This is a genomic window from Desulfurispirillum alkaliphilum, from assembly GCF_055378285.1.
On the sequence record NZ_AP042405.1, the window covers coordinates 2,648,388 to 2,674,314 of the forward strand.

The following is a 25,927-nucleotide window of genomic DNA, read 5'->3' on the forward strand; positions in this document are numbered from 1 at the left end:
CGAAACAGCTGGGTGTCGGGATCGACCCTGATGCCATGCTGGAATGGCGGAAATAGTTCTGCACAGACTGTGTCGCTTGGCATTGCCCTCACCCTGTTTATGAGTTTATTTTGCCACTTTTTTCCCGCAAAAAGTGGCTGGGAAGCGGCCCCCAGTGCTGTCCTTATCAGCCGTCCTCTTGCCTGGAACTGGGGACCGCAAACAACCGCCCTCCATGGCTTTGGGTTTGCGGTTGCCGCCCTCGTGGCGGCAACCCTGCGGGTCCATAGCGTTCCAGCCGGCGCGTCCTGGCTGGGCCAGCACACGGGGGAGAGGCAGAAGCAGGCCGTTCCCCCCTGAGCCCGTCCGGTGAGTGCGACGCCTGGCTGGCAAGACCCGAACGGGACACTCACAGGATGTGAGTGGTCCGGCAGCACTGCAGGGATGCAGGGGTCAGGCAACGCAAAGAGACCCAGGTGCAAGGCGCGGGCAAAGCAGGAGGGAGGCGTACTCCCTGTACGTCGCAGTGACGAGCGATGCCCGGCAACGCAGCAGATGGGCCTCTTTGAGCAGCCTGCTGCCGGATCTCCAGAACAGGCGAGCAGGCGTCCGGAGAAACGGGCGTTCGGGGGGCGCGTTTTTGTGTCCTTTTTGCGCGGTCAAAAAGGACAATATCCGGAGACGAAAAGTGAAATACCAGATAAGTCAAGCATTCAAAATCAATATTGAGCGGTAACATTTTACGACGGAAAACTCAGGTTTCAGCCCGCCGCCAGGCGCGCAGCCATAACCCCACCCATGCGTTCAATCATGCCCCTGAACAGCCCAGGGAATTCCGGCACCACCGACAGCCGCACCGCTTCCATTTCCAACAGGACAGCTGACCACTGCTGCAATCGGGGACAATTTTCCAGCAAACCCATCCCCGTAAACTCCCGGAGCAGTTCCAGACGCAGACACAGGGGCGCCATTACAGCGTCAATCAGATTGAACTCCTCCCCGTTGAAAAACGTCCCACCACGGTAAACAGCCTCCAGACGGGCCAGATCACCCAGTATGGCAACGCGGTGCTGCTCGAAAACCGACTCTTCCGACGCCGTGTAAAGGCCGTGAATACGCCGCTGAATCTCTCCCATAAATTCCATCCAGGCCCGATTCTGCGCCTTGATCAGCGGATCAGCCGGGTGCAGCGAAGGCGGTGTCACCTCGTCCAGATATTCCACAATCACCGCCGATTCAAACAGCACCTCGTCCCCAACCCTGAGAACCGGCGTCCTGCCAGTAGGCGAAAGCTTCAGGAACCACTCAGGCTTGTTCTGCAGGTCGATGTAGGTGACATCGAAGTCGATGTTCTTGTGCCTCAGGACAATAACCGCCCGCTGGACAAAGGGACAGAGTTTGAAGCTGATCAGTTCGAGTTTTTGCATCATCGCCTCCTTAAATACTGTGTGTCGGTGCGTTTGTTATGAAAGTGGCCTATTCTCCGTTTGTTTGCTACTGCCAGGAAGCACGCTCTGGCTGGGCCAGCCCAAGGGGGAACAGCAGAGAGTCCCCCCTGAGCCCGTCCGGTGAGTGCGAAGCCTGGCTGGCAAGACCCGAACGGGACACTCACAGGAAGTGAGTGGTCCGGCAGAGCAGGCGAGCAAAGGAGCCGGATAAACGGGCGTCGAAGGGCGCGTTTTTGCGTCCTTTTTGCGCGGTCAAAAAGGACAAACTGAAGTTTCGCATCCCCGAAACGACAGGTTGTCAGCACTGACCCTGATGTCACGCTGCAATGGCCGAAATGGTTCTACACAGACTGCGTTACCTGACATTATCCTCACAATATATATACGAGTTTCTTTTGCCACTTTTTACCCGCAAAAAGTGGCTGGGAAGCGGCCCCCAGTGCTGTCCTTTTCAGCCGTCCGCTTGCCTGGAACTGGGGACCGCAAACAACCGCCTTCCATGGCTTTTGGTTTGCGGTTGCCGCCCTCGTGGCGGCAACCCTGCGGGTCCATAGCGTTCCAGTCTTCGCGTCCTGGCTGGGCCAGCACACGGGGGAAAGGCAAAAGCAGGCCGTTCCCCCCTGAGCCCGTCCGGTGAGTGCGAAGCCTGGCTGGCAAGACCCGAACGGGACACTCACAGGATGTGAGTGGTCCGGCAGCACTGCAAAGAGGCAGGGGTCAGGCAACGCAAAGAGACCCAGGTGCAAGGCGCGGGCAAAGCAGGAGGGAGGCGTACTCCCTGTACGTCGCAGTGACGAGCGATGCCCGGCAACGCAGCAGATGGGCCTCTTTGAGCAGCCTGCTGCCGGATCTCCAGAACAGGCGAGCAGGCGAGCCGGAAAAACGGGCGTTCGGGGGGCGCGTTTTTGCGTCCTTTTTGCGCGGTCAAAAAGGACAAAGTCAGAATCTTCCGTAATTCCCCTTCTTCACCGCCAGCAGCGCCAGCGTATACGCCAGCAGCACAAAACCCGAGGCCAGCAGGGCCACAGGAAGAATACTGATATCACTCATACCCAAAAAGGCATAACGTATGCCGTTAATCAGGTAAAGCAGCGGATTGAACAGAGACACAACCTGCCAGAAGGCGGGCATGATGCTGAGGGGGAAAAAGACGCCTCCCAGGTAGATCAGGGGCAGCAGCACAAAGGTGCTGACCGCGCTGACCTGATCAAAGCTGCGGGAATAGATGGCCACACAGAGCCCCAGGCAGCCAAAGGTGACGCCACTGCAGGCGGCAAAAAAGAGCAGCCACAGCGGACTGTGTATGGCCAGCAAGCTGCCGTACTGCGTATAGTGAAAAATCTGCCCCACCATCGCCACCCCAAGGCCAATCACCACGCCCCGCAGCGTCGCGGCGCAGGCGTAGGCCCACACGATCTGCAGGGGAGTCAGTGGCACCACCCGCAGGTCCTGAAAGTCGCCGTGGAATTTGGACGTGATAATTGAGCTGGCCGCATTCTGAAAAGCGTTGTTCAAAAGGCCCATGGCAACCAGGCCGGGAATGATGAACTGCAGGTAGCTGACCCCCGGTGCAATATCGATACGCTTTGCCAGGTTGACACCGAAAATCAGCAGATACAGGGAGGAACTGATCAGGGGGCTGAGGATGGTTTGCCCCGCCACCCGGAAAAAGCGTTCGATTTCCTTGGAGAGCAGGGTGCGAAATCCGGTGAATGCGGAAGGAAGTTCCGTGCGGATAATGGCTTTACGTGATGCAGACGGATTCATGCTTCCTCCTCGTTTTTCAGAAATGACTGTTCCTGGATTAAGGCCACAAAGGCGTCCTCCAGGGTTCCTTCTTCCACCGAAATATCTTCAATGCTGGCCAGGGGAATATCCAGCTCCTGAATAAGCTTGCCCACGGTGGTGCCATAGGCCGTGGATATCTGCAGACAGTGATCTGCCAGCACAAGAGTCGGGTCAAAGCGCGACATATCCGTATCCGCCGTCAGTTTTATGGAGACAATGCGCCTGGTCAGGCGATGAATCAGACTGATGGTATCATCCAGGGCAATCAGCCGCCCCAGGTGGAGTACGCCGATGCGGTTGCAAAGCTCTTCCGCCTCCTGGATGTAGTGGGTGGTCAGCAGGACGGTGGTGCCCATATCCCGGTTCAACTCCCGCACAAACTGCCACAGGTCATTGCGCAGCTCCACATCCACCCCCGCCGTAGGCTCGTCCAGCAGCAGCAGCGGTGGACGGTGCACCAGGGACTTGGCAATGAGCAGGCGGCGCTTCATGCCGCCGGAAAGCTGGCGCACCAGTTTTCTGCGATGCTCGTGCAGCCCCAGCTTGCGCAGCAGGTAGTCGATATGCTCGCGATTATCGGTCAGGCCGAAGTAGCCCGAGTGGAACTCCAGCACCCGTTCAATGCTGAAAAACCCGTGGGAAACCAGCTCCTGGGGCACAACCCCCACATTGAGGCGCGCCAGCAGGCTCTGCTCGGCGATATCGTACCCCATAATGGAAGCCGAGCCGGAGCTGGGGTCGATCAGCCCGGTCAACATGGAAATCAGCGTCGTCTTGCCCGCGCCATTGGGGCCAAGGAGCCCGAAAATCTCCCCCGGTTCCAGACACAGGTCAAGGGGATGCAGGGCCGGGGGAGCCTTGTCATAGGATTTGGAAAGGGATTTGGTTTGCAGGGGAATGGTCGTCATGAATTATCCTTTGTCAACTCGCATATTACCGACCAGTATAGCGCATCAGCGCCGGGACGGCTACCAGCAACTCTTTCAGGAAATCATCACGCAGAATCCGGGAAAAACTCCACAGACTCTTCACATAGCAAACCCCGCACTCCAAGGAAGTGCGGGGCCTGAACGAAACTTCACCCTTGACAACGGCCATTACAGTACTTCAGGGGAGATATCCTCGGATTCCATTATGGAGCCCTCCGTCATCATGAGGTTATTTTCCACGGAGATCTCTTCCGGGTTCATTTCAGCGAACATCCCCTCTGACGCATACGCCCTGAATGTTTCCATTACAATGGTTTTATCCTCATCCTCTTTAGCCCATTCCAAATCGAGGGAGTCCTCAGTCTCCTCCTCTTCATCCTCCGGTTCTTCACGGAGCACCCACTCCTCATAATACAGGCGCTTGGCCTCCTCGCTGAGGGTTACAGCATCGGTTCGCACAGCTCCACCTGTTTGGGTTGGCTCATGATTCGTCTGGGCCTGTTCGGTATGCACCGCCGCATTTTTCTGCACCTGTGAGTAGGGGTTGACTCCCTGGGTAATGGATGTACTGAACATGGTAAGCTTCCTCCTTTTCAGTTCTTTCAATTAATATTACTGCGCCCTCGCACCCCGAAAAAGAAGTGCGAGGGCAGAAACATCAGTTGCCGGCCCGGGCAAAGAGCATTTCCCGCCGATTTGCTCGGCCAGTTATTTCCAGATAGGATTCAGGCAGACTGAAGTTGAACTCGTGAATCACCCGATACAGATCTGCGCCGGAAACTCCGTTACGCACAGCCTCTTCGTAGACCTCAATGCGCTGTTTCTGCACCTGGGCAGCTTCGCGATTAAAGGCATCCTCGTATTTCTGCCAACTGCCATCGCTGAAGATAACGGGGGTGCCATCGGGATAGAGCATGGAGCCATCCATGAGGACTCCGCCGGGTACTTGGACAGCATCCGGGTTCATTCTGAGCAGTGGTCTATCCATTTGATAAGCGCTGAAACGTGCCATTTCTTCAGCGTAATCAGAATCATTGACGAGGTTTTCCAAAAATAGTATAGGCGGGATTCTGGGGTCGTCCTGCTCGACTTGCTCCGCCTTCTCGCCTGGCACCAATTCTCCATACAGCTGCCTGGCTTCCTCGCTGAGGACTACAGCGTCGGTCTGCGCGGCGACTCTCGTTTGAGCTGTTCCATGGTACACTTGAGATTGATCCGCGCGCACCGTCGTATTCTTCTGCACCTGTGAGTAGGGGTTGACTCCCTGGGTGATGGATGTACTGAACATATGGGTTTCCCTCCCTTTCAGCGAGCAGCGGAAAAAGCCACTTAGGGTAATCGATTACCGGGGTATCGAAGTTTCGAGATAGTCTCGATACATCACCAGACTGCTCTTTTCGATATAGTCTCTTGGAAGAGTTTCATCAAACTCATGGAGCATGTAGAAAATCTCCGCATCGGAAACGCCATTGCGCTTGGCTTCATCATAGAGTTCAAGGCGCTGCTGGCGAACCTCGGCGGCTGCACGCTCAAACTCCTCTCTGTACTTTTGGTAAGAATTGTCATGGAAGTTGACAGGGGTGCCATCGGGATACTCCATCAAAGGCTCAGTGTCTGGTATTGGCCGTAAACTCCCATCCTGATTAGTGTAACGGGCAAGTACATCAGTATTTAACCTCATAAACAGAGAATCGGGCTGACTCGCCTTGGTTTCAGCCATCTCAGCGGCAAAGGCAGGATCGTTATTGACTTTTTCCTGAATCGTCGGTGGTATGGGCAGACTTGTCGCAGGCGATGCAACGCTCTTCTTGACGCGTGATGCTTCAAGCAGCTCTTCTGCCCTGGCGCTGAAAGTGACCTGATCTTTTGCTTCGGCAAGAGTTGCACGATTTTCCGCATGGAATTTCCCTGTATGGGACGGAGTTACCTTCTGCACCTGTGAGTAGGGGTTGACTCCCAGGGTGATGGGTAAGCTAAACATGGCTGCTCTCCTCCTCGTCAGTTTTCCCAGTTCAAATTACAGTGCCCCCGCACTCCGAAGAAGAGGTGCGGGGGCAGAAACATCAGTTGCCAGCCTGTGCAAAGGCCGTTTCCCTCTGATGCACGAGACCGGTTTTTTCCAGATAGGATTCAGGCAGACTGAAGTTGAACTCGTGAATCACCCGATACAGATCTGCGCCGGAAACTCCATTGCGCCTGGCCTCTTCGTAAGCTTCAATACGCTGCTGCCGCACTATGGCAGACTCGCGGTAAAACGCATCGGCATATTCCTGGTAGCTGCCATCACTAAAGTCAATTGGAGTACCATCAGGATACAACAAAACACCATACGCAGGAATACCACCTGAGGGAATGCCATCCACTCCAAAATCAATATCAGAATTAATCTTCCACATTAGTGCATCTACTTCATAAGCAATGAAGTGTGCCATCTCCTCAGCATATATCGGGTCGTTGACGAGGTTCTCCCAGCCAAGTATAGGTGGGATCCTGGGGCTGTCCTGCTCGCCAGGCACTAATTCTCCATACAGCTGCTTGGCTTCCTCGCTGAGGTCCACAGTATCTGCCTGTGTGGCGACTCTCGTTTGAGCTGTTCCGTGGTACGCTTGAGATTGATCCGCGCGCACCGTCGTATTCTTCTGCACCTGTGAGTAGGGGTTGACTCCCTGGGTGATGGATGTACTGAACACGGCTATTCTCCTCCTCGTCAGTTTTCCCAGTTCAAATTACAGTGCCCCCGCACCCCGAAGAAGAGGTGCGGGGGCAGAAACATCAGTTGCCAGCCTGTGCAAAGGCCGTTTCCCTCTGATTTGCCTCGTTATTTTTTTCAAGATAGGATTCTGCCTCACTGGAGTGAATCATCTGGTAAATTTCGTCACTCGTAGAAGCGCCTTCAGCCCGCGCGAACAATATTTCCCGCTGAAAAACGCGACCGGATTTTTCCAGATAGGATTCAGGCAGACTGAAGTTGAACTCGTGAATCACCCGATACAGATCTGCCCCGGAAACCCCATTGCGTTTTGCCTCTTCGTAAAGATCAATGCGCTGTTGATTCACGATTGCAGATTCACGGTAAAAGGCATCCCGGTATTCCTCGTAACTGCCATCGCTGAAGGTGACAGGGGTGCCATCGGGGTAAAGAAAGAGATCATCCAAGAGCACTCGTTCACCCATCTTCGCTGCATCCGGGTTAATCCTGAGCATCAAGCCATCGGGAATATAGGCAGCATTCCTGGCCATTTCCTCAGCGTAATCAGGATCATTGACGAGGTTTTCCCAGAGATGTATGGGTGGAATTCTGGGGTCGTCCTGCTCGCCTTGCTCCGCCTTCTCGCCTGGTACCAATTCTCCATACAGCTGCCTGGCTTCCTCGCTGAGGACTACAGCGTCGGTCTGCGCGGCGACTCTCGTTTGAGCTGTTCTATGGTACGCTTGAGATTGATCCGCACGCACCGTCGTATTCTTCTGCACCTGTGAGTAGGGGTTGACTCCCTGGGTGATGGATGTACTGAACACGGCTATTCTCCTCCTCGTCAGTTTTCCCAGTTCACGATAATGGAGTTCTGCTGGCCATATACGTAGGGGTAAATAGCACTACCATTGCCGGGGATGCCAAAAACAAACTGGTAGTTATGGGTGGCAGAAAGTCCATGGAACACATTTGTTCCTCCAATACTCGAATGAGACACTTCATCACATGCATCCCAAGTAACGTTACACAGCCATACCTTAAGATCCGAGCGGTAGTTCAACACGTTCCAATCCCAGTAAATAGTTCTGGTTGCCGCATTGCTGGGTGTTGAGGCAGGCGCAGAAAAAACAGGGCCATAATACGGATATCCCGTAGTGTAGATAGTCGGGCCAACCGTCTGGGCTCCCCACGAACCCGTGGCCATGATGCCCACATCACCGCCAGATTCTGATGCCTGGGCAGGAAATTCCTGCAGCAGTTGGAATTCCAGCTCTTCCATGGGAATCAGCTTGCTTTCCGCAGGGATCGATGGACTTTCTGCCAGCGCCGCCAGGGGAAGCATCATCAATCCGCACAACAACAGTGCAAGTACCATTGCTCTCATTTCTCATCTCCTTTATTTTCCTGGTCACGTTCAAGAGTTGCCAGAGAACCGCACTACATAAATCTGTCCTCATGCAATATATTTACCAGGGTATTTAAGTGACACAATCATGTTACTTACCCCTACTTTCATTAGCAGATCATTGCGGAAAACTTTTCCCGCAGCGGAAGTTCTTTCCGGGGAGTGTTCTTCAGGCTGAACTGAGGTTACCCGATGGCACCGTCACGGCGTGACTTTCACCTTGGACTTTGGGCCTTGTTGTTTTATTATCAGCAGGACGCTGATAATCCTCCATCTGCGGCACTGCTCGCAGTCGCGAGTTCGGGTGGGCAGGAGACACACTTCACCTCTGGTTCCACCAGCGCCGCGCATACGTCATGCATTTGTCGCATGCGTGTATTGAGGCACTTCAGCGTGCTGTCGCATTTCGCTTTCCGAGCAGTAACACCCAGGAGCTTTCCCACATGACCACACAACAGCAACGTATTGATCTTCTGCGGCAGCGCGCCGCTTCCCATATTCTCTGTCTGGACGGTGCCACGGGCACGGCCCTGGCCAGCTTTGAGCTCACCGCCGCTGATTTTGGCGGCGCGGCCTATGACGGTTGCAACGAGTACTTGGTAATCACCCGCCCCGATGTGGTGGAGGGGGTTCACCGTCGTTATCTGGAGGCAGGGGCCGATATCATTGAAACCAATTCCTTTGGCTCCACGTCCATTGTTCTGCGGGAGTACGCCCTGGAGGATCAGGTGCACCGCCTGAACCTGGAAGCGGCGCGCATTGCCCGCACCATGGCGGATCGGTACAGCACCGCTGATAAGCCCCGCTTTGTGGCGGGCTGCATGGGGCCAACTTCCAAGTCCATCTGCATCACCGGCGGCGTCACGTTTCACGAGCTGCGGGATGCCTTCCGCCAGCAGGCCCTGGCCCTTATTGAGGGCGGGGTGGACTATCTGCTGCTGGAGACCATGCAGGATACCCTGAACCTCAAGGCGGGCCTGATTGGCGCCACGGAGGCCATGGAGCAGTTGGGTGTGGACATGCCCCTGGCAGTCAGTGTCACCATTGAGCCCATGGGCACCATGCTGGCTGGTCAGGCCATCGAGGCGCTCTATAACTCCATTGAACACTTCCCCCTGCTCTATGTGGGCCTGAACTGCGCCACTGGCCCCGACTTTATGACCGGCCATATCCGTAGCCTGGCCCAGCTGGCCACCTGTGGCGTAGCCTGTGTACCCAACGCGGGGCTGCCCGACGAAAATGGCCGCTACCAGCAAAGCCCCACCGACGTGGCCGGCAAGCTGGCCCAGTTTATGGATGAGGGCTGGCTGAACTTCGTGGGGGGCTGCTGCGGCACCACCGATGAACACATTCGCATGATCAGCGCGGAAGCCGCCAAGCGCCCCGCCCGCACGCCCCAGCCGGCAACGCCCTTTGCCCTCAGTGGCATTGAGTACCTGCCCATCGAGCCCGGCGAGCTCTATCTGGTGGGCGAGCGCACCAATGTCATCGGCAGCCGCAAATTCAAGCGCCTGATCGCCGAGGGGAACCTGGACGAAGCGGTGGAAGTGGCCCGCAAACAGATTCGCGGCGGCGCCCACATCATTGACGTCTGTCTGGCTAATCCCGACCGGGACGAACACACCGACATGCAGGCCTTTATGGCGGCCCTGATGCGCAGCATCAAGGTGCCTTTCATGATCGACTCCACCGACGCCGCCGTGGTGGAAGTGGCGCTGCAGTACAGCCAGGGCAAGGCCATCATCAACTCCATCAATCTGGAACAGGGCACCGAGCGCCTGGATGAAGTGGTGCCCCTGCTGAAAACCTACGGCGCCGCTGTGGTGGTGGGCACCATTGACGAAGACCCGGAGCACGGCATGGCCGTCACCGCCCAGCGCAAACTGGAAATCGCCCGCCGCAGCTACGACATCCTGGTGAACCGGTACGGCCTGCGCCCCGAAAATATCGTCTTCGACCCCCTGGTCTTCCCCGTGGCTACCGGCGACGAGCAGTACCGCACCTCAGCCCGCGAAACCATCGAAGGTATCGCCCTCATTCGCGAGGAGTTCCCCCACTGCGCCATCACCATCGGCCTCTCCAACGTCTCCTTTGGCCTGCCCCCCGCCGCGCGGGAAATCCTCAATGCCGTCTTCCTCAAACACTGCGTGGACGCCGGGCTGACCATGCCCATCATCAACCCCGAAATGATGGTACGCTACGCCAGCATTGAAGCCGAGGATCTGCAGCTGGCCGAAAACCTCATCTTCGCCCGTGGTGAAGACCCCATCACCCCCTTTGCCGATAAATTTCGCGAGCGCAAGACCCAGCAGAAGGCCACCAGCGATGAAAGCCTGCCCGTAGCCCAGCGCCTGCAGAGCAATATTGTGGAAGGCTCGCGGGAAAACCTGCACCCGCGCCTGGACGAAGCCATGGCCCAGATGCCCCCCCTCGACGTCATCAACGGCCCCCTCATGGCCGGCATGGCCGAAGTGGGCCGCCTCTTCAACGACAACAAGCTCATCGTCGCCGAAGTGCTGCAGTCAGCCGAGGTGATGAAAGCCTCCGTCGACTACCTCAGCCAGTTTATGGAAGCCGACCAGGTCACCACCCGTGGCACCATGGTGCTGGCAACCGTCAAGGGCGACGTCCACGACATCGGCAAAAACCTGGTGGACATCATCATGACCAACAACGGCTACAAGGTCATCAACCTGGGTATTAAAATCCCCTCGGAACAGATCATCGAGGCCATAGAAAAGCATAAACCCGACTTCGTGGGCCTCAGTGGCCTGCTGGTGCGCTCGGCCCAGCAGATGACCACCACCGCCGCCGACATGAAAGCCGCCGGAATCGACATTCCCCTCATGGTGGGCGGTGCCGCCCTGTCGGAAAACTTCACCAGCCAGAAAATCCAGCCCCAGTACGAAGGCCTGGCCATCTATTGCCGCGACCCCATGGAATGCCTGGCCCTGGCCGGACGCCTGCTTGACGACGACCAGCGCCAGAGCGTGGTGGAAGAGCTGTGGAACAAGCGACTGAAAAGGGAAGAACTCAGCCAGGAAGCCGCCAGCACCCGGCCAGCAGCCAGCACCGCCAGCCAGCGAGTGCAGCCAGTGGAGCGCGTGCCCCTGCCCCCCGACCTCAAGCGCCACGTGCACATGGAAAGCGACCTGCAGACCATCTTCGACCATATCAACCCCCACATGCTCTACGGCAAGCACCTGGGCTACAAAGGCTTCCCCGAAGCCCTCGCGCGCGGCGAAGCCAAAGCCGTCCAGCTGCAGAAGCAGGTGCAGGAAATCATGGACGAAATCCAGCGCCGGGGCGACATCCAGCCCGGTGCCGTCTACCGCTACTTCCAGGCCCACCGCAGCAGCGAAAACAGCGTCACCCTGCTGGACTCCCTGGAGCAGCCCCTGCGCACCATCAGCTTCCCCCGCAACCCAGCTCTGGACCTCTGCCTGGCCGACTACGTCCACCCCGAACGCGACTACCTCTGCCTCTTCATCGTCAGCACCGGCCCCAAACTGGGCCAGCTGGCCCAGCAGGAAAAAGAGAAAGGCAACTACCAGCGCAGCCACATCATGGCCTCCCTCGCCCTGGAAATGGCCGAATCCCTCGCGGAAATACTCCACATCCGCCTGCGCCACATGTGGGGCATCGGCGAACAGAACCCCCTGCCCAAGCAGGACCTCTTTGGCGCCCGCTATCGCGGCAAACGCTACGCCCCCGGCTACAGCGCCCTGCCCGACCTGAGCGTGCAGGAAGACCTCTTCGCCCTGCTGCACCCCGACGAACTGGGCGTAAAACTCACCGAAAGCCACATGATGGACCCGGAAGCCAGCACGTCGGGATTTGTGTTCCACCATCCGCAGGCGAGGTACTTTTGACAGTTTGACGCAATCAAGGCTTGCAGATACATTTTTTGATATAATCGACATGCCGTGGTTTTCTGCCGTTGCGATAAAGGTTGGTGCACTGTTCTCTTGAAGCTGGAGGTGTAACACAATGAGCGCTGAGGAACTGTTAGATGAGGCGATGAAATTAAAGCCTGTGGAGCGGTTTACCCTGGTTGAAGGTCTGATAAAGAGCCTGGATGAACCAGACAAAAAACTGGATGAAATCTGGGCAGAGGAATCAGAAAAGCGGCTCAAGGCTTACCGGGAAGGGAAACTCAAGGGCGTCCAAATGGAGGCATACTGAGGAGGAAAGCCAAACTCATTTTTTCGCAGTGGCCCACCAACACAGGAAGCCTGACTAATGGGTTGGGCGAATTGAAACATTTTAACAGCAAACGGCAGGGTCTCACACGAAGGCGCTGGGGGAAATCCGCACTATGGATACTTGTGAAAGGCAAAACCTCCGATGCAATCAGAGCTTGCACGTGCATCGTCATCCGTGACAGGAGGCCAAAAGTTGTGTAGCATCACTTTTCGCATCAAAATAGTGCTATAAACTCAACCCTCTGTGCACCTATTCACGGAGAACCTCGGGTTAAATTAGTTGACTGACTCCTTTGCAGTGCAACCTCAAACACATCGCGCAAACAACAAGAGAAGTGGTAGCAGGATGACTCTGAAAGAAACCGACATCGAGCAAAAACTGATCAGTAAGCTCGAAGAGCTTAAATATACCTATCGTTCTGATATCCGCGACAAGGCCACGCTGGAGCAGAACTTCCGCGACAAGTTCGAAGCACTGAATCGCGTGCAACTGACTGATGCAGAATTCGCCCGCCTGCGTGATGAAATCATCAATGCCGATGTCTTCCTGGCCGCCAAGACCCTGCGCGAATACGGCTATTTCCAGCGCGAAGATGGCACTCCCCTGCACTACATGCTTGTGAACCTCAAGGATTGGTGTAAAAACGAGTTCGAAGTGATCAGCCAGCTGCGCATCAACACCGATAATAGCCACCAGCGCTATGATGTGATCCTGCTCCTCAATGGCCTGCCACTTGTGCAGATCGAGCTGAAGACCTTGGGAATTAACCCACGCCGTGCTATGGAACAGATTATCGAATACCGCAATGCCCCAGGAAACGGCTACACCAATACGCTGCTTTGTTTTATGCAGCTCTTTATCGTCAGTAACCGGGAAAACACCTGGTATTTCGCCAATAACCAGAGCCAGCACTTTGCCTTCAACGCCGATGAACGCTTTTTGCCTATCTACCAGTGGGCCGATGAAAGCAACCGCAAAATCACTCATCTGTATGACTTTGCCGAGCAATTTCTCGCCAAGTGCACCCTGGGAAGGATGATCAGTCGCTATATGGTATTGGTGGCCAGCGAGCAGAAGCTGATGATCATGCGGCCCTATCAGATTTATGCCGTCAAGGCCATTGTGGATTGCATCAACCAGAATCGGGGCAACGGCTACATCTGGCACACCACCGGCAGTGGCAAAACCCTCACCTCCTTCAAAGCCTCCACGCTCCTGAAAGACAACCCGGACATTCAAAAGTGTCTGTTTGTGGTGGACCGCAAGGACCTTGATCGCCAGACCCGTGAGGAATTCAACCGCTTTCAGGAAGGTTGTGTCGAGGAAAACACCAACACCGAGACCCTGGTGCGCCGTCTGCTTTCTGAAGACTACGCCGACAAGGTAATTGTCACCACCATACAGAAACTGGGCCTGGCGCTGGATGAAACCAGCAAGAAAGCCCGGCAACACAGGGAAAAAGGTAAACTCACCTACAAGGAGCGCCTTGCTCCCCTGCGCGACAAGCGCGTGGTTATCATCTTTGACGAATGCCACCGCTCCCAGTTTGGCGATAACCACCAGGCCATCAAAGACTTCTTCCCGAAGGCGCAGCTTTTTGGCTTTACCGGCACGCCCATCTTTGATGAAAACGCCAGCTACAGGCAAATCGACGGCACCGTTGGCTCTTTCAAAACCACAACGGATATTTTTGAAAAGCAACTGCACGCCTACACCATTACCCACGCCATTGATGATCAGAACGTGCTGCGCTTCCATATCGACTACTTCAGGCAAGAGCAACCACCCCGCCCCACCGGGGCACCCCTCCAAAGCAGGGGAATGGACGAACAGCTCACCAAGCGCGCCATTGTCGAGTCCATTCTGGCAAAACACGACGCTGCCACCAATCAGCGCCGTTTCAACGCTGTGCTGGCCACCGCATCCATCAACGACGCCATCAACTACTACCGGCTCTTTAAGCAGGTACAGACCGAACGTCAGGCGACAGACCCGAACTTCCTCCCCTTGAATATCGCCTGCGTTTTTTCGCCACCAGCCAATGGCAACAAAGATGTAAAGCAGCTGCAGGAGGATTTACCCCAGGAGCGCGCAGACAACCAGCAGGAACCGGAACAGAAAAAGGCCGCATTACAGGAGATTATTACCGACTACAATACCCAGTACGGCAGCAACCACAGCGTCGCCGAGTTCGACCTTTACTACCAGGACATCCAGCAACGCATCAAGGACCAGCAATACCCCAACCGCGACTATCCACACAAAAACAAGATAGACATCACTATCGTCGTGGACATGCTGCTCACCGGCTTCGACTCCAAATACCTGGGCACCCTCTACGTGGATAAAAATCTCAAACATCACGGCCTGATCCAGGCATTCTCGCGCACCAACCGCGTCCTCAATGACACTAAGCCATACGGCAACATTCTCGACTTTCGCGCCCAGGAAGAAGCGGTAGACGAAGCCATCGCACTCTTTTCCGGCGAAGACACCACCCGCTCCCGTGAAATATGGCTGATGGACCCAGCCCCCACCGTGATTGAAAAGTACGAACAGGCCGTAGCAGCCATGGAGCAGTTTATGGCTCAAGGTGATATGGTTTGCGAACCGGGAGCCGTCTACAACCTCAAGGGCGATAGCGCACGCATCGAATTCGTCAATCGCTTCAAGGAAGTTCAGCGCCTGAAAACCCAACTGGATCAGTACACCGATCTTGACGAAGACCAAAAAGCAAGGATCAACGCCGTTCTGCCCGAAGATGACCTGCGCTCCCTGCGCAGCTCCTACCTGGAAACCGCCCAGCGCCTCAAGGCCCAGCAAGGCAAAACCGGAGAAAATACCCCGGAGGAGCAGGAAGCCATCGAGCAGCTGGACTTTGAACTCGTTCTCTTCTCCTCGGCACTCATCGACTACGACTATATCATGGGCCTCATTGCCCGCTTCAGCCAGGACAAACCCGGCAAACAGAGCATGAGCCGAGCCCAACTGGTGAGCATGCTCTCCTCCAACAGTAACCTGATGGACGAACGCGATGACATCATCGCCTACATCAATAGCCTGCAAGCAGGTGAGGGGCTGAAGGAGCAGGAAATCCGCGACGGCTACCAGGTATTCAAGGCACAAAAGGCCCACAATGAAATCAAAACCCTGGCCGACCGCCACAGATTGGATCACGACGCCCTGCAAAGCTTCGTGAGCGGCATACTCGACCGCATGATCTTCGACGGCGAAAAACTCAGCGACCTGTTCGAACCCCTGGAACTGGGCTGGAAAGTGCGCACTAAAGCAGAGCTGGCCTTGATGGAAGACCTGGTGCCTTTTTTGAAAAAGCAGGCCAGCGGGCGTGAGATTTCGGGGTTGGCGGCGTATGAGTAAATCAACCAAAACCGTCATCCCCACGAAGGCGGGAATCCAGAAAGCGAAGGGCTTGGTGCCTCGGTTGCGCTTTCCCGAGTTTCGGGATTCGGGGCAGTGGCGTGAGACCCAGCTTGGAGAGCTGGGGGAATTTACGGGCGGTGGTACACCAAGCAAAAGTAATGACTCTTTCTGGAAAGGTAGCATTCCTTGGGTTTCCAGTTCCGATATATCAGAAGACTCGATACATGAGATAAGGATTAGCCGGTTCATCACTGAGGAGGCGTTAAAAAGTTCAGCCACAAAGCTAGTGCCTAAAGGTAGTGTTCTTCTTGTTTCTCGTGTAGGAGTAGGGAAGCTTGCTATTACAAAGTCGGCTGTTTGTACCAGTCAGGATTTCACCAGTCTTACTCCCTGCAATGATAAGCTTGAATTCCTTGGCTATCTCCTTAAAGCAAATGCTCATGCACTCGAAGGTCTCGGTCAGGGAATGGCCATTAAAGGCTTTACCAAAGAAGATATTACAAAGCTCACAGTTTATTTGCCGGAACTTGAAGAACAACAAAAAATCGCCGATTGCCTCTCGTCCCTAGATGCGCTGATCGCCGCCCAGGCGGATAAGATCGACGCCCTCAAGAACCATAAAAAAGGGCTGATGCAGCAACTCTTCCCCCGCGAAGGCGAAACCGTCCCCCGCCTGCGCTTCCCCGAGTTTCGGGGGGCGGGGGCGTGGGATATCAGGCCCTTAGGAAAGGTTACTAAAAACCTAGACTCAAAAAGAATTCCAGTAACGGGAAGCGCTAGAGTCAAGGGCGATGTCCCCTATTATGGTGCGACTGGAATAATTGATTATGTGCAGGATTATATATTTGACGAAGATTTACTGTGTATCTCTGAAGATGGCGCCAACCTTATAGCCCGAAATTATCCCATCGCATTTTCAATTTCCGGGAAAACCTGGGTTAATAATCATGCCCATGTGTTGCGGTTTAAAAGTATGTCCACCCAGGTGATGGTGGAGAATTACCTGAATTCAATCAGCTTGAAGGATTTCCTGACCGGAATGGCTCAGCCTAAACTGAATAGAGCTAAATTGGATATGATTCCGATACCTCTTCCAGGAATAGAAGAGCAACAGAAAATTGCTGACTGCTTGTCGTTCCTTGATGCGCTGATCGCCGCACATTCGGAAAAACACGAAGCCCTCAAGACCCATAAAAATGGGCTAATGCAACAGCTCTTCCCTATCTTTGAAGGTGTCGCGGAATGAGTATCCATGATCTGGCCAATGAACTAAAAGAGCTTGAGCAGGATATCACCCTGATCTTTGCCTTCAATGCCACAGGCAAGACCCGTCTGTCGGTCGCGTACAAAGATGCTACCAAAGACCCGGATACCGGACAGCATTCTGGTGTTTATTACAATGCCTTTAGCGAAGACCTATTTGTCTGGGATAACGATGAAGACAATGACGGTGCGGATATAAAACTCAAGGTATTGCCTAGCGGACTTAATAAGTATCACAGCTTTCTGACCGATAACGAAGACGCTGTGATGACCAAGTTGGCACCCTACAACCCTCGTTACCGATTCCGGTTGAACTCGTATGACGATCTTGAAAAGGGTATTGATTCCGTCACCTTCTTCAGGGAAGGCGAGGAAGACACGCCGATTAAAATATCGCGGGGTGAGGAGCGTACCTTTGTCTGGTCCTTTTACTTGGCTTTGTTAGAGGTCGAAGGTTGGTCGGACGAGCAGGATGCGCACATTTTTATCGATGACCCGGTTTCCAGCCTGGATGATCACAATATTTTCGTAACAGCCGACACGATCTTCCAACTCGTAGAGCAGTTTTATGACAAGAAGCGCCTGATTATCACAACGCATCACATTGGATTGTTCGCAAATATTGCAAATCGGTTGACGAAAGGTGAAAAGAGTGATCGCTATAGGAATATAACGGCAGTCCGAGTCCTAAAGCGAATCGGAGATGATCTCGTTCTGGAATCGCCAAAGCGAAGTGTCTTTCTGTATCACCTGCACCTTCTGGAGGTGCTGGATGAGGCACGTAATGACCAACTTTACACCTATCACTTCTCTTTGCTGCGCCAGCTTCTGGAAAATGTGGCCTCCTTCTTGGGTACAGGTAGGGCAAGTTACACACTGCAAAAGATAGGTATTGAAAACGCAGAAGAAGTAATGAATGTCGTCAATACGCATTCGCATAAGACGGTTTATTACGATCAAACCGAAATGATGAACGATTATGAACAGAATCTATTTATCGACATCTTCAGTCGCTTGATAGAGAAGTTCGAATTTCACATGGAAAGGGCATGAATAAAGTGCAACTCAGCCAGGGCGTGGGTAACTAAAAGTGAGCAAGCAGCTGGATGACTTATCCCCATCGGACGCACTGGATTTTGTCGGAGCCCTGATTGATGGTGCGACTGATGATGAATTTCCTGACCAAGCAAGGCAGGCGCTTGAACATTGCGATGCCTTGGAGAAGCGCCTTGATGCAACTCAGCGGGTTGAGCTTGACTATTTCCGAGCCAATGCCTGGTCGGTAATTCGGCAGGCAAACCACCGTGACGAATCGGTGGTCTGGGCGTGGGATCAGCTGGAGATTTTGAACGAGATCTTCTATTTGCGCTCGGCAGTTCGCTCTACCGAGTTCTCTTCGCTTGGTGCCTTCAGGCAGTGTCAAATGCTTGTCAATCTGGGCAATATACTGAGCCACATAGGGCGCCCGATAGAAGCTATTGAGTATTGGAATCGAGCGCTTACGCGGATGCCGAAATTCGCAATGGCACTTGGAAACCTTGGTTTCGGCTTAGAGACCTTTGCGAAGTATCTTTATGACCCGGGCCATCAGGTTGTGATTTTGAAAGACGCTTGTGGTTTCCTAAAGTCGGTTACCGAGCCAGGTGTTGTTTGGGATAGAGAAGATTATCAGATAGTAGCGCAGAGCATGCTGAAGAAGGCTGAAGCCATAGAGGCTCATGTTGATTTCAGCCGCATGGAGAATATTTCACTGAGTGAACATTCGCTGGGTCGCTCAAAAATGGAGCGCCAATATCGCGCATGGGCATTAGATAACGTATTATTTTTGTCGCCACTTAGCGACCTGGGCGCCTATCCCATTGCTGCCCATGATGTGTTGCATCTACCGGCGATGGTTCGCCCACTTTCAGAACCTCCACACTATATCGGATTTTTTAATCAGCTAAAGCAAGAATACGCAACTGCACGATTTTTGTGCTGGCAAGGTATAACGGCTGCGGAATCCTACAAGAAACACTATTCAGACAAGGATGTGCTTCTCTTGGACACGTTAGATTATCCGGTATATTCAAGGGCCACTGAAGAGATCAAGGTCGCATTTCGGATGGCGTATTCGCTATTCGATAAAATCGCCTTCTTTATCAACGAGTACTGGGCACTGGGTATGCAGGAGCGCTCGATTAATTTTCAGTCAGTGTGGTTCGAAGGAGGAACTAAGGGGAAACCAAAGCGTCTGCGCGTTAGATTCCAAGGCCACCAGAATCTACCGCTTCGGGGGCTTTACTGGCTAAGTAAGGACTTTGTCGAATCCGGGCGGGATACCGATATTCCGGTATTGGGCGAAACAATGGAGCCGGACGCATACAATCTTCGATCCATTCGAAATCATTTAGAGCACAAGTACCTCAAGGTGCATGATGATATGTGGGGCTATGCGGGTCGTTCAAGCAACTCAATGTTTGACGACCAATGGGCCGCCCACTTGTCGATACAAGAGCTGCAACAGAAAGCGCTAAGAATATTGAAAATGGCCAGGTGTGGACTGACCTATTTGTCATTGGCGGTACACCGAGAAGAAGGTCTTCGACGTTCCCATGCGCCAGATGGGATTGCCGTTCCTATGTCGCTGCCGAGATGGGAGTGATTCTGTGACAAACTTTGCCGCACTTAACGATATTGCCGAACACCTACGCGAACGGCTGGAGCAGAAGAAGTACATCCTGCTATTCGCCTTCAATGGTACCGGCAAGACGCGCCTGTCCATGGCCTTCAAAGAGCTGGGTAAGCAAGGCGATGATGAGGAAGAAACCCGGGACACTCTCTACTTCAACGCCTTCACCGAAGACCTGTTCTCCTGGGATAATGACCTGGAGAATGACGCCAAGCGGGTGCTGCGCCTGAATCGAGATTCCCACTTTTTCGACGGCCTGCAAGAGCTGGAGATGGAGAATCGCATCGGCCCGCTGCTGGCGCGCTATGCGGATTTTGACTTCCTGATCGACTACGAAACCTGGGAAATCACCTTCTTCCGGGACACAGACGCAGACGGTGGCCCCATTCCCATTAAGATTTCGCGCGGCGAGGAGAATATCTTTGTCTGGTGCTTTTTTCTCGCCGTCGCCCAGTTGGCTGTGGATCAGGAAGAAGGCTCGCCCTATGCCTGGGTGAAGTATCTGTATATCGACGACCCCATCTCATCGCTGGATGATAATAATGCCATTGCCGTGGCCAGCCATCTGGCGCAGTTGCTGAAGAATGCCAATGGTAAGATCAGAACAGTGATCTCCACGCACCATCATTTGTTCTTTAATGTGATGTGCAACGAGTTGAGCAACGCGGTCAAAATCTTCTTGAGCAAGGAGGCCGATCATTTCCGGCTGGCGGATACCGGCGAGACACCGCGCTACCATCATGTCGCCCTGCTGAAACATCTGCACGAAGTGGCCGAATCGGGCGAGGTTTACACCTACCACTTCAATATCCTGCGTAACATTCTGGAAAAGACGGCCACCTTCCACGGCTTCCGCAATTTCTCCGCTTGCATCAAGCAGGATAGCAACGACGAGGACGGCATACTCCACGCCCGCTTGGTAAATGTACTCAGCCATGGCAACTACTCCTTGTATGAGCCTCAAGAGATGCTGCCGGAGAACAAGGAATATTTTCGCAAGATCCTGCGGGACTTTATGGCCAACTACCGCTTTAACCCGGAGCTGTTCCCGGATGTGGAGGCGACGACATGACTCCCAAACTCCCCATCAACCTCGACTCCCTGCTCCACCATCGCACCATTGAAAACGAGCGGGTGGAATACAAGGCAGGCTGGAAACCAGAAGCGGTGCTGCACAGCATTTGCGCCTTTGCAAATGTCTTTCATGGTCGGGGTGGTAGTTATATTGTCAATGATCAGAAGGAGGTATAACAATGCCAACTTGCTGGATAATTGCCGGGCCGAATGGTTCGGGTAAAACCACCTTTGCTTTGGGCTATCTGCCAAAAGTTGCGGGTTGTAGAAACTTCATCAATGCCGATTTGATTGCTGCCGGGCTATCACCCTTGGCGCCGGAAAAGGAGCTTTTTGCGGCCAGCAAAATTTTTCTGCAAGAGATTGAGGAGCACATCATCGCGGGGGAAGATTTTGCCTTTGAAACAACCCTGGCAGGCCGCAGCTATGTGCGTTTGATTGAGCGGCTGAGAGAAGAGGGTTGGCGAGTTGAGCTGATTTATCTTGCGCTTGCCGATGTGGAAATGTCAAAGATGCGCGTGGCTGAACGGGTGGCACATGGCGGCCACAATATTCCTGCAAAGGACATTGTGCGCAGGTTTCCACGTAGCCTGAATAATCTCCTTAACCTGTTCAGTCATCGTGTGGATTTCTGTATTTGTTTCATGAATGATGGTGGAACGCCAACACTGGTTTTCGAGCAGCAGGGCGCAGACCGTAGGGTTATCGATCAGGACTGTTATAATGTGATGCTCAATGGAGTAGGACAATGAAAGAAGCTGAAAATAAGCCTGTTTCCCAGGCAGGGCAATTGATGCTGGAGTCTCTGCGAGAATCTGTAGCCGAGGCGCTGGAAAAAAAGAGACGGCTGGGCCAGTACGCGGTGATGAGACAGAACGGTAAGCCCGTTATTGTCGGTGATGATTCACCAGGGCAAAAGCGGTAAGGAACTATTTATGACCAAAGAACAACTCAGCCAACTGGGCAAGACCCTCTGGGCTATTGCCGATGACCTGCGCGGCGCTATGAATGCCGACGATTTCCGTGACTACATGCTGTCGTTTCTCTTTCTGCGCTATCTCTCCGACAACTATGAGGTGGCTGCCAGCAAGGAACTGGGGGCGGATTACCCAAAGCTTTCCGAAGATGATCGACAAGCGCCACTGACACTATGGTACCAGGACAACGCCGAAGATGTGTCCGAGTTTGAAAAACAGATGCGTCGCAAGGTGCACTATGTTATCCACCCGGATTATCTGTGGAGCAGCATTTACGAGCTTGCCCGCACTCAAAGCGCCGAGCTGCTGCAAACCCTGGAGCGTGGCTTCAAACACATCGAAACGGAATCTTTTGCCAGCACCTTTCAGGGGCTGTTTTCGGAAATTAACCTGAACTCGGAAAAGCTGGGCAGAACGCCAGCCGATCGCAACAAGAAGCTCTGTGTTATTATCACTAAGATCGGTGAGGGCATTGCCCGGTTTTCCACCGACAGCGATATTCTGGGTGATGCCTATGAGTATCTGATTGGTCAGTTTGCCGCTGGTTCCGGCAAGAAGGCAGGGGAATTCTATACCCCGCAATCGGTTTCCACCATCCTCTCCCGTATCGTGACCCTGGACAGTCAAAACCCGGCAAGCGGAAAAAAGAAGAAGCTCAACGCAGTGCTGGATTTTGCCTGTGGTTCTGGCTCGCTACTGCTCAATGTTCGTCACCAGATGGGAATCCACGGTATCGGGATGATCTACGGGCAGGAAAAAAACATTACCACTTACAACCTGGCGCGCATGAATATGCTGCTGCACGGCGTGAAAGACAGTGAATTCGAGATTCATCACGGCGATTCGCTGAGCAACGACTGGCCGTTGCTCAGCGAGATGAATCCAGCCAAAAAGCTCCAGTGCGATGCGGTGGTGGCCAATCCACCCTTCAGCTACCGCTGGCAACCAAGTGAGGTTCTGGGTGAGGATTTCCGTTTCAAAAGCTATGGTCTGGCGCCCAAATCAGCAGCGGATTTTGCTTTTCTGCTCCACGGTTTTCACTTTCTCGGTGATGAAGGCACCATGGCTATCATTCTGCCCCATGGCGTGTTGTTCCGTGGTGGCGTGGAAAGCCGCATCCGCACCAAGCTGCTCAAGGATGGCCATATCGACACGGTCATAGGCCTGCCGAGCAACCTGTTTTTCTCCACCGGTATTCCTGTGTGCATCCTGGTACTGAAAAAGTGCAAAAAGCCCGATGATGTGCTCTTCATCAATGCCGCTGAGCATTTTGAAAAGGGCAAGCGTCAAAACCAGCTCTTGCCCGAACATATCGACAAGATCGTCGATACCTACCAGCATCGCCGGGAAAAAGAGCGCTACGCCCGCCGGGTCAGCATGGAGGAGATTGAAAAAAACGACTACAATCTCAATATCTCCCGCTATGTCAGCACTACAGAAGCCGAACCGGAAATCGACCTTGCTGCTGTACACACTAACTTGAATGAGATAGAGAAGCGCATTTGCGAAGCAGCAGACAAACACAATCAATATCTGAAAGAGCTGAATCTACCACCAGTGTGAGAGTAAAGGTCGGTGAAGAGCCTGCGAAACGATAACTTGTGGATACGTACTTCCTCAAATCAATCGACCTATCCACTCAGAGATACCTTGCAAATGGCTGCTGCTTCTTATTTTACGATGATCAACAATGCTAGAATAACGGTCGCTGGTATTTTAAGGAAGGCGCTAACCTCACATCAATTACCTATTTCCCAGTCAATTTACTATCAGGAGTTCCCATGGATTCTGTAAAGCTTACTGAATACAGCCACGGTGCCGGTTGCGGCTGCAAGATTTCCCCGGCGTTGCTGGATCAGATTCTGCAATCTTCCCAGGAGTTGCCACTGTTTCCCGGTCTGCTGGTGGGCAACAGCAGCAAGGATGATGCGGCGGCCTTTGACTTGGGGAATGGTTCGTCGGTGCTGAGTACGACGGATTTTTTCATGCCCATTGTGGATGATGCGTTCACTTTCGGGCGTATTGCGGCCACCAATGCCATCAGCGATATTTACGCCATGGGGGGTCGTCCCCTGATGGCCATTGCCATTTTCGGTTGGCCGGTAAACAAGGTGCCGGTGGCGGTGGGGCAGCAGGTGGTTGAAGGAGGGCGCTTTGCCTGTGCGGCGGCGGGTATTCCTCTGGCGGGTGGTCACTCCATCGATTCGCCGGAGCCCATATTCGGTCTGGCGGTGACGGGCCTGGTGGAGAATGCCCATCTGAAGCGTAACGATACGGCGGTTGCCGACTGTGAGCTCTTCCTGACCAAGCCGCTGGGTATTGGTATTCTCTCCACGGCTCAGAAGCAGAAGAAGCTGGCCGATCCGGCCCATCTGCAGGTGGCCATTGATGCCATGTGTACTCTCAACCGCGCGGGCGAGGCGTTTTCCCGTCTGCCGGGGGTTCGAGCCATGACGGATGTGACGGGCTTTGGCCTGCTGGGGCATTTGGTGGAAATCTGCGAGGGCAGCGGCATCAGTGCGGAGGTCCGTTTTGACGATGTTCCGGTGCTGCCCCAGGTTCACCACTACCTGGGCCTTGGCTGCATGCCCGGCGGCACGACCAAGAACTTCAACAGCTATGGTCACCATGTTTCGTCCCTGAGCGATGTGCAGCGGGGCATTCTCTGCGATCCTCAGACTTCGGGTGGCCTGCTGGTGGCGGTGGAGCGCTCCTGCGTGGAGGCTTTCCAGAGTGTTGCCCGCCAGGAGGGGCTGCAGCTGCAGTCCATCGGCTGCACGGTTCCCCGCCGTTCGCTTCTGGTTGAAGTGACGGGCTCATGAGCTACTTGCCACTGACAGCGGATTTCCGCTCCATTATTCTGGGGGATATACCCCTGATTGACGTGCGGGCTCCGGTGGAGTTCGCGCGTGGTGCCTTTCCCGGTGCGGTGAATCTGCCTCTCATGAACGATGAGGAGCGGCGTCTGGTTGGCACCTGCTATACACACGAGGGCCACGAGGCGGCGGTGGCGCTGGGTCACCGATTGGTCAATGCGCAGGTGCGGGCACCGCGTATTGATGCCTGGGCGCAGTTCAAGCGCACCCATGAAAACGCGCTGCTCTACTGCTTTCGCGGTGGCATGCGCTCCCAGATTTCCCAGCAGTGGCTCTTTGACCATCACGGGATAGTGATTCCCCGCCTTGAAGGCGGCTACAAGGCGCTGCGCCGCTATCTGCTGGAGCAGCTGGAACAGGAGATCCCCGCGCATTTTGCGGCCAGGGCTCTCCCGCTGGTGCTGGCGGGGCGCACGGGCACGGGCAAGACCATTCTCATCCGCCAGATGGAGCATGCCATTGATCTGGAGGATATCGCCCACCATCGCGGCTCCGCTTTCGGTCGCTATCTCACTCCCCAGCCAAGTCAGATCGATTTTGAAAACCGCCTGGCCTGGAAGCTGATTCAGCTGCTGCACCGTCAACCTGGCCAGGTCATCTTCGAGGATGAAAGCCAGGCGGTGGGAGCGGTGAACATTCCGGCGCCTTTTTTCGAGGTCTTGAAAAACGCTGCACGGGTTGTGGTGGAATCCTCGCTGGAAGAGCGCATTGAGCGTACGGTGCAGGAGTACGTGACCGAATCCCAGCAGCGATACGCTGAGTCAGGGGATCTGGATTGCCAGCGCTGGAAGACCTGGATGCACGCCAACTTCCACCGCATCCGCAAACGCCTGGGCATGGAGCGCTATGGCCGCGTGGCTGAAGCCTTTGACCGGGCCATGGTTTCCCAGGAAGCGATCGGGATACCGGCTGCCCACCGCGAGTGGGTGCGTATCATGCTCAGCGAATACTACGACCCCATGTACGATTACCAGATGGAGCGCGCGGCTTCCCGTGTGCTCTTCCGTGGCCCGGCTGAGCAGGTGCTGGAGTTTCTGGCGATGTCCGCGCAGCAGCGTCATCATACTCGTGTGCTTCCTTGCTGAATGCCAGTCTCCCCTGTTTTTTCGTCACTCCATAACTCACGGGTTGACCTGAGGGGAATTCAGTGCGATAAGTGCCGAAGAAGCTGCTGAAGAACCTTTTCCGCCATATTCATGCAAATTTGCCCGGGAAAGGGTGACCAAAGCGAAAACGGC

General features: G+C 54.3%; 22 protein-coding genes. 13 read left to right on the top strand and 9 right to left on the bottom strand.

Going from position 1 to position 25,927, the window contains the following annotated elements:
• Positions 1 to 740: 740 nt before the first annotated feature.
• The 9 genes from ACZ46I_RS11895 to ACZ46I_RS11935 all read right to left on the bottom strand — a co-directional run bounded on the left by ACZ46I_RS11895 (position 741) and on the right by ACZ46I_RS11935 (position 8,220).
• Positions 741 to 1,406 (bottom strand): glutathione S-transferase family protein, encoded by a 666-nt coding sequence (locus ACZ46I_RS11895; RefSeq protein WP_464280915.1) that lies wholly within the window; start codon positions 1,404 to 1,406, stop codon positions 741 to 743.
• Positions 1,407 to 2,366: 960 nt separating this feature from the next.
• Positions 2,367 to 3,194, bottom strand: coding sequence for an ABC transporter permease (locus tag ACZ46I_RS11900; protein ID WP_013505627.1), 828 nt, complete (start codon positions 3,192 to 3,194; stop codon positions 2,367 to 2,369).
• Positions 3,191 to 4,123 carry an ABC transporter ATP-binding protein gene (locus ACZ46I_RS11905; protein WP_013505626.1) on the bottom strand — a complete coding sequence of 311 codons (933 nt, stop codon included), beginning with the start codon at positions 4,121 to 4,123 and terminating at the stop codon, positions 3,191 to 3,193. The genes ACZ46I_RS11900 and ACZ46I_RS11905 overlap by 4 nt, the downstream gene beginning before the upstream one ends.
• Before the next feature lie 189 nt (positions 4,124 to 4,312).
• Positions 4,313 to 4,750 carry a hypothetical protein gene (locus ACZ46I_RS11910; RefSeq protein ID WP_464280916.1) on the bottom strand — a complete coding sequence of 146 codons (438 nt, stop codon included), beginning with the start codon at positions 4,748 to 4,750 and terminating at the stop codon, positions 4,313 to 4,315.
• Between the two features lie 52 nt (positions 4,751 to 4,802).
• Positions 4,803 to 5,432, bottom strand: a complete 630-nt coding sequence (locus tag ACZ46I_RS11915; RefSeq protein ID WP_464280917.1) for a hypothetical protein — start codon at positions 5,430 to 5,432, stop codon at positions 4,803 to 4,805.
• Between the two features lie 54 nt (positions 5,433 to 5,486).
• Positions 5,487 to 6,125, bottom strand: a complete 639-nt coding sequence (locus ACZ46I_RS11920) for a hypothetical protein (RefSeq protein WP_464280918.1) — start codon at positions 6,123 to 6,125, stop codon at positions 5,487 to 5,489.
• An 82-nt stretch (positions 6,126 to 6,207) separates the two neighbouring features.
• Positions 6,208 to 6,834 carry a hypothetical protein gene (locus ACZ46I_RS11925; protein WP_226508854.1) on the bottom strand — a complete coding sequence of 209 codons (627 nt, stop codon included), beginning with the start codon at positions 6,832 to 6,834 and terminating at the stop codon, positions 6,208 to 6,210.
• Positions 6,835 to 6,916: 82 nt separating this feature from the next.
• Positions 6,917 to 7,660: a hypothetical protein gene (locus ACZ46I_RS11930; protein ID WP_464280919.1), complete on the bottom strand. Its 744-nt coding sequence runs from the start codon at positions 7,658 to 7,660 to the stop codon at positions 6,917 to 6,919.
• A gap of 17 nt (positions 7,661 to 7,677) precedes the next feature.
• Positions 7,678 to 8,220, bottom strand: coding sequence for a flagellar protein FlhE (locus tag ACZ46I_RS11935; protein WP_013505620.1), 543 nt, complete (start codon positions 8,218 to 8,220; stop codon positions 7,678 to 7,680).
• Between the two features lie 464 nt (positions 8,221 to 8,684).
• Between ACZ46I_RS11935 and metH the strand changes: the two genes are divergently transcribed.
• From metH to mnmH, 13 genes are all read left to right on the top strand, one after another.
• Positions 8,685 to 12,113: a methionine synthase gene (gene metH / locus ACZ46I_RS11940; protein ID WP_464280920.1), complete on the top strand. Its 3,429-nt coding sequence runs from the start codon at positions 8,685 to 8,687 to the stop codon at positions 12,111 to 12,113.
• A gap of 118 nt (positions 12,114 to 12,231) precedes the next feature.
• Positions 12,232 to 12,426 carry an addiction module protein gene (locus ACZ46I_RS11945; RefSeq protein ID WP_226508851.1) on the top strand — a complete coding sequence of 65 codons (195 nt, stop codon included), beginning with the start codon at positions 12,232 to 12,234 and terminating at the stop codon, positions 12,424 to 12,426.
• A gap of 366 nt (positions 12,427 to 12,792) precedes the next feature.
• On the top strand, positions 12,793 to 15,825 hold the full coding sequence (locus ACZ46I_RS11950) for a type I restriction endonuclease subunit R (RefSeq protein ID WP_464280921.1): 3,033 nt from the start codon (positions 12,793 to 12,795) through the stop codon (positions 15,823 to 15,825).
• Positions 15,818 to 17,074, top strand: coding sequence for a restriction endonuclease subunit S (locus ACZ46I_RS11955; protein WP_226508849.1), 1,257 nt, complete (start codon positions 15,818 to 15,820; stop codon positions 17,072 to 17,074). Before ACZ46I_RS11950 ends, ACZ46I_RS11955 begins: the two co-directional genes overlap by 8 nt.
• The gene (locus ACZ46I_RS11960) at positions 17,071 to 18,144 is read left to right on the top strand and encodes an AAA family ATPase (RefSeq protein ID WP_226508848.1); all 1,074 of its coding nucleotides are present in this window, start codon (positions 17,071 to 17,073) and stop codon (positions 18,142 to 18,144) included. The genes ACZ46I_RS11955 and ACZ46I_RS11960 overlap by 4 nt, the downstream gene beginning before the upstream one ends.
• A gap of 37 nt (positions 18,145 to 18,181) precedes the next feature.
• On the top strand, positions 18,182 to 19,735 hold the full coding sequence (locus ACZ46I_RS11965) for an LA2681 family HEPN domain-containing protein (RefSeq protein ID WP_226508847.1): 1,554 nt from the start codon (positions 18,182 to 18,184) through the stop codon (positions 19,733 to 19,735).
• Positions 19,695 to 20,834, top strand: a complete 1,140-nt coding sequence (locus ACZ46I_RS11970) for an AAA family ATPase (protein ID WP_343217002.1) — start codon at positions 19,695 to 19,697, stop codon at positions 20,832 to 20,834. The genes ACZ46I_RS11965 and ACZ46I_RS11970 overlap by 41 nt, the downstream gene beginning before the upstream one ends.
• A complete protein-coding gene (locus ACZ46I_RS11975; protein WP_226508845.1) occupies positions 20,831 to 21,013 on the top strand; it encodes an AlbA family DNA-binding domain-containing protein in 183 nt (60 codons plus the stop codon). The genes ACZ46I_RS11970 and ACZ46I_RS11975 overlap by 4 nt, the downstream gene beginning before the upstream one ends.
• Before the next feature lie 2 nt (positions 21,014 to 21,015).
• Positions 21,016 to 21,588 (top strand): zeta toxin family protein, encoded by a 573-nt coding sequence (locus ACZ46I_RS11980; protein ID WP_226508844.1) that lies wholly within the window; start codon positions 21,016 to 21,018, stop codon positions 21,586 to 21,588.
• A complete protein-coding gene (locus ACZ46I_RS11985; protein ID WP_226508843.1) occupies positions 21,585 to 21,761 on the top strand; it encodes a hypothetical protein in 177 nt (58 codons plus the stop codon). Before ACZ46I_RS11980 ends, ACZ46I_RS11985 begins: the two co-directional genes overlap by 4 nt.
• Before the next feature lie 10 nt (positions 21,762 to 21,771).
• Positions 21,772 to 23,376 carry a type I restriction-modification system subunit M gene (locus tag ACZ46I_RS11990; protein WP_464280922.1) on the top strand — a complete coding sequence of 535 codons (1,605 nt, stop codon included), beginning with the start codon at positions 21,772 to 21,774 and terminating at the stop codon, positions 23,374 to 23,376.
• Positions 23,377 to 23,594: 218 nt separating this feature from the next.
• Positions 23,595 to 24,635, top strand: a complete 1,041-nt coding sequence (gene selD / locus ACZ46I_RS11995; protein ID WP_226508841.1) for a selenide, water dikinase SelD — start codon at positions 23,595 to 23,597, stop codon at positions 24,633 to 24,635.
• The gene (mnmH, locus tag ACZ46I_RS12000; RefSeq protein WP_464280923.1) at positions 24,632 to 25,774 is read left to right on the top strand and encodes a tRNA 2-selenouridine(34) synthase MnmH; all 1,143 of its coding nucleotides are present in this window, start codon (positions 24,632 to 24,634) and stop codon (positions 25,772 to 25,774) included. Before selD ends, mnmH begins: the two co-directional genes overlap by 4 nt.
• Positions 25,775 to 25,927: the final 153 nt, after the last annotated feature.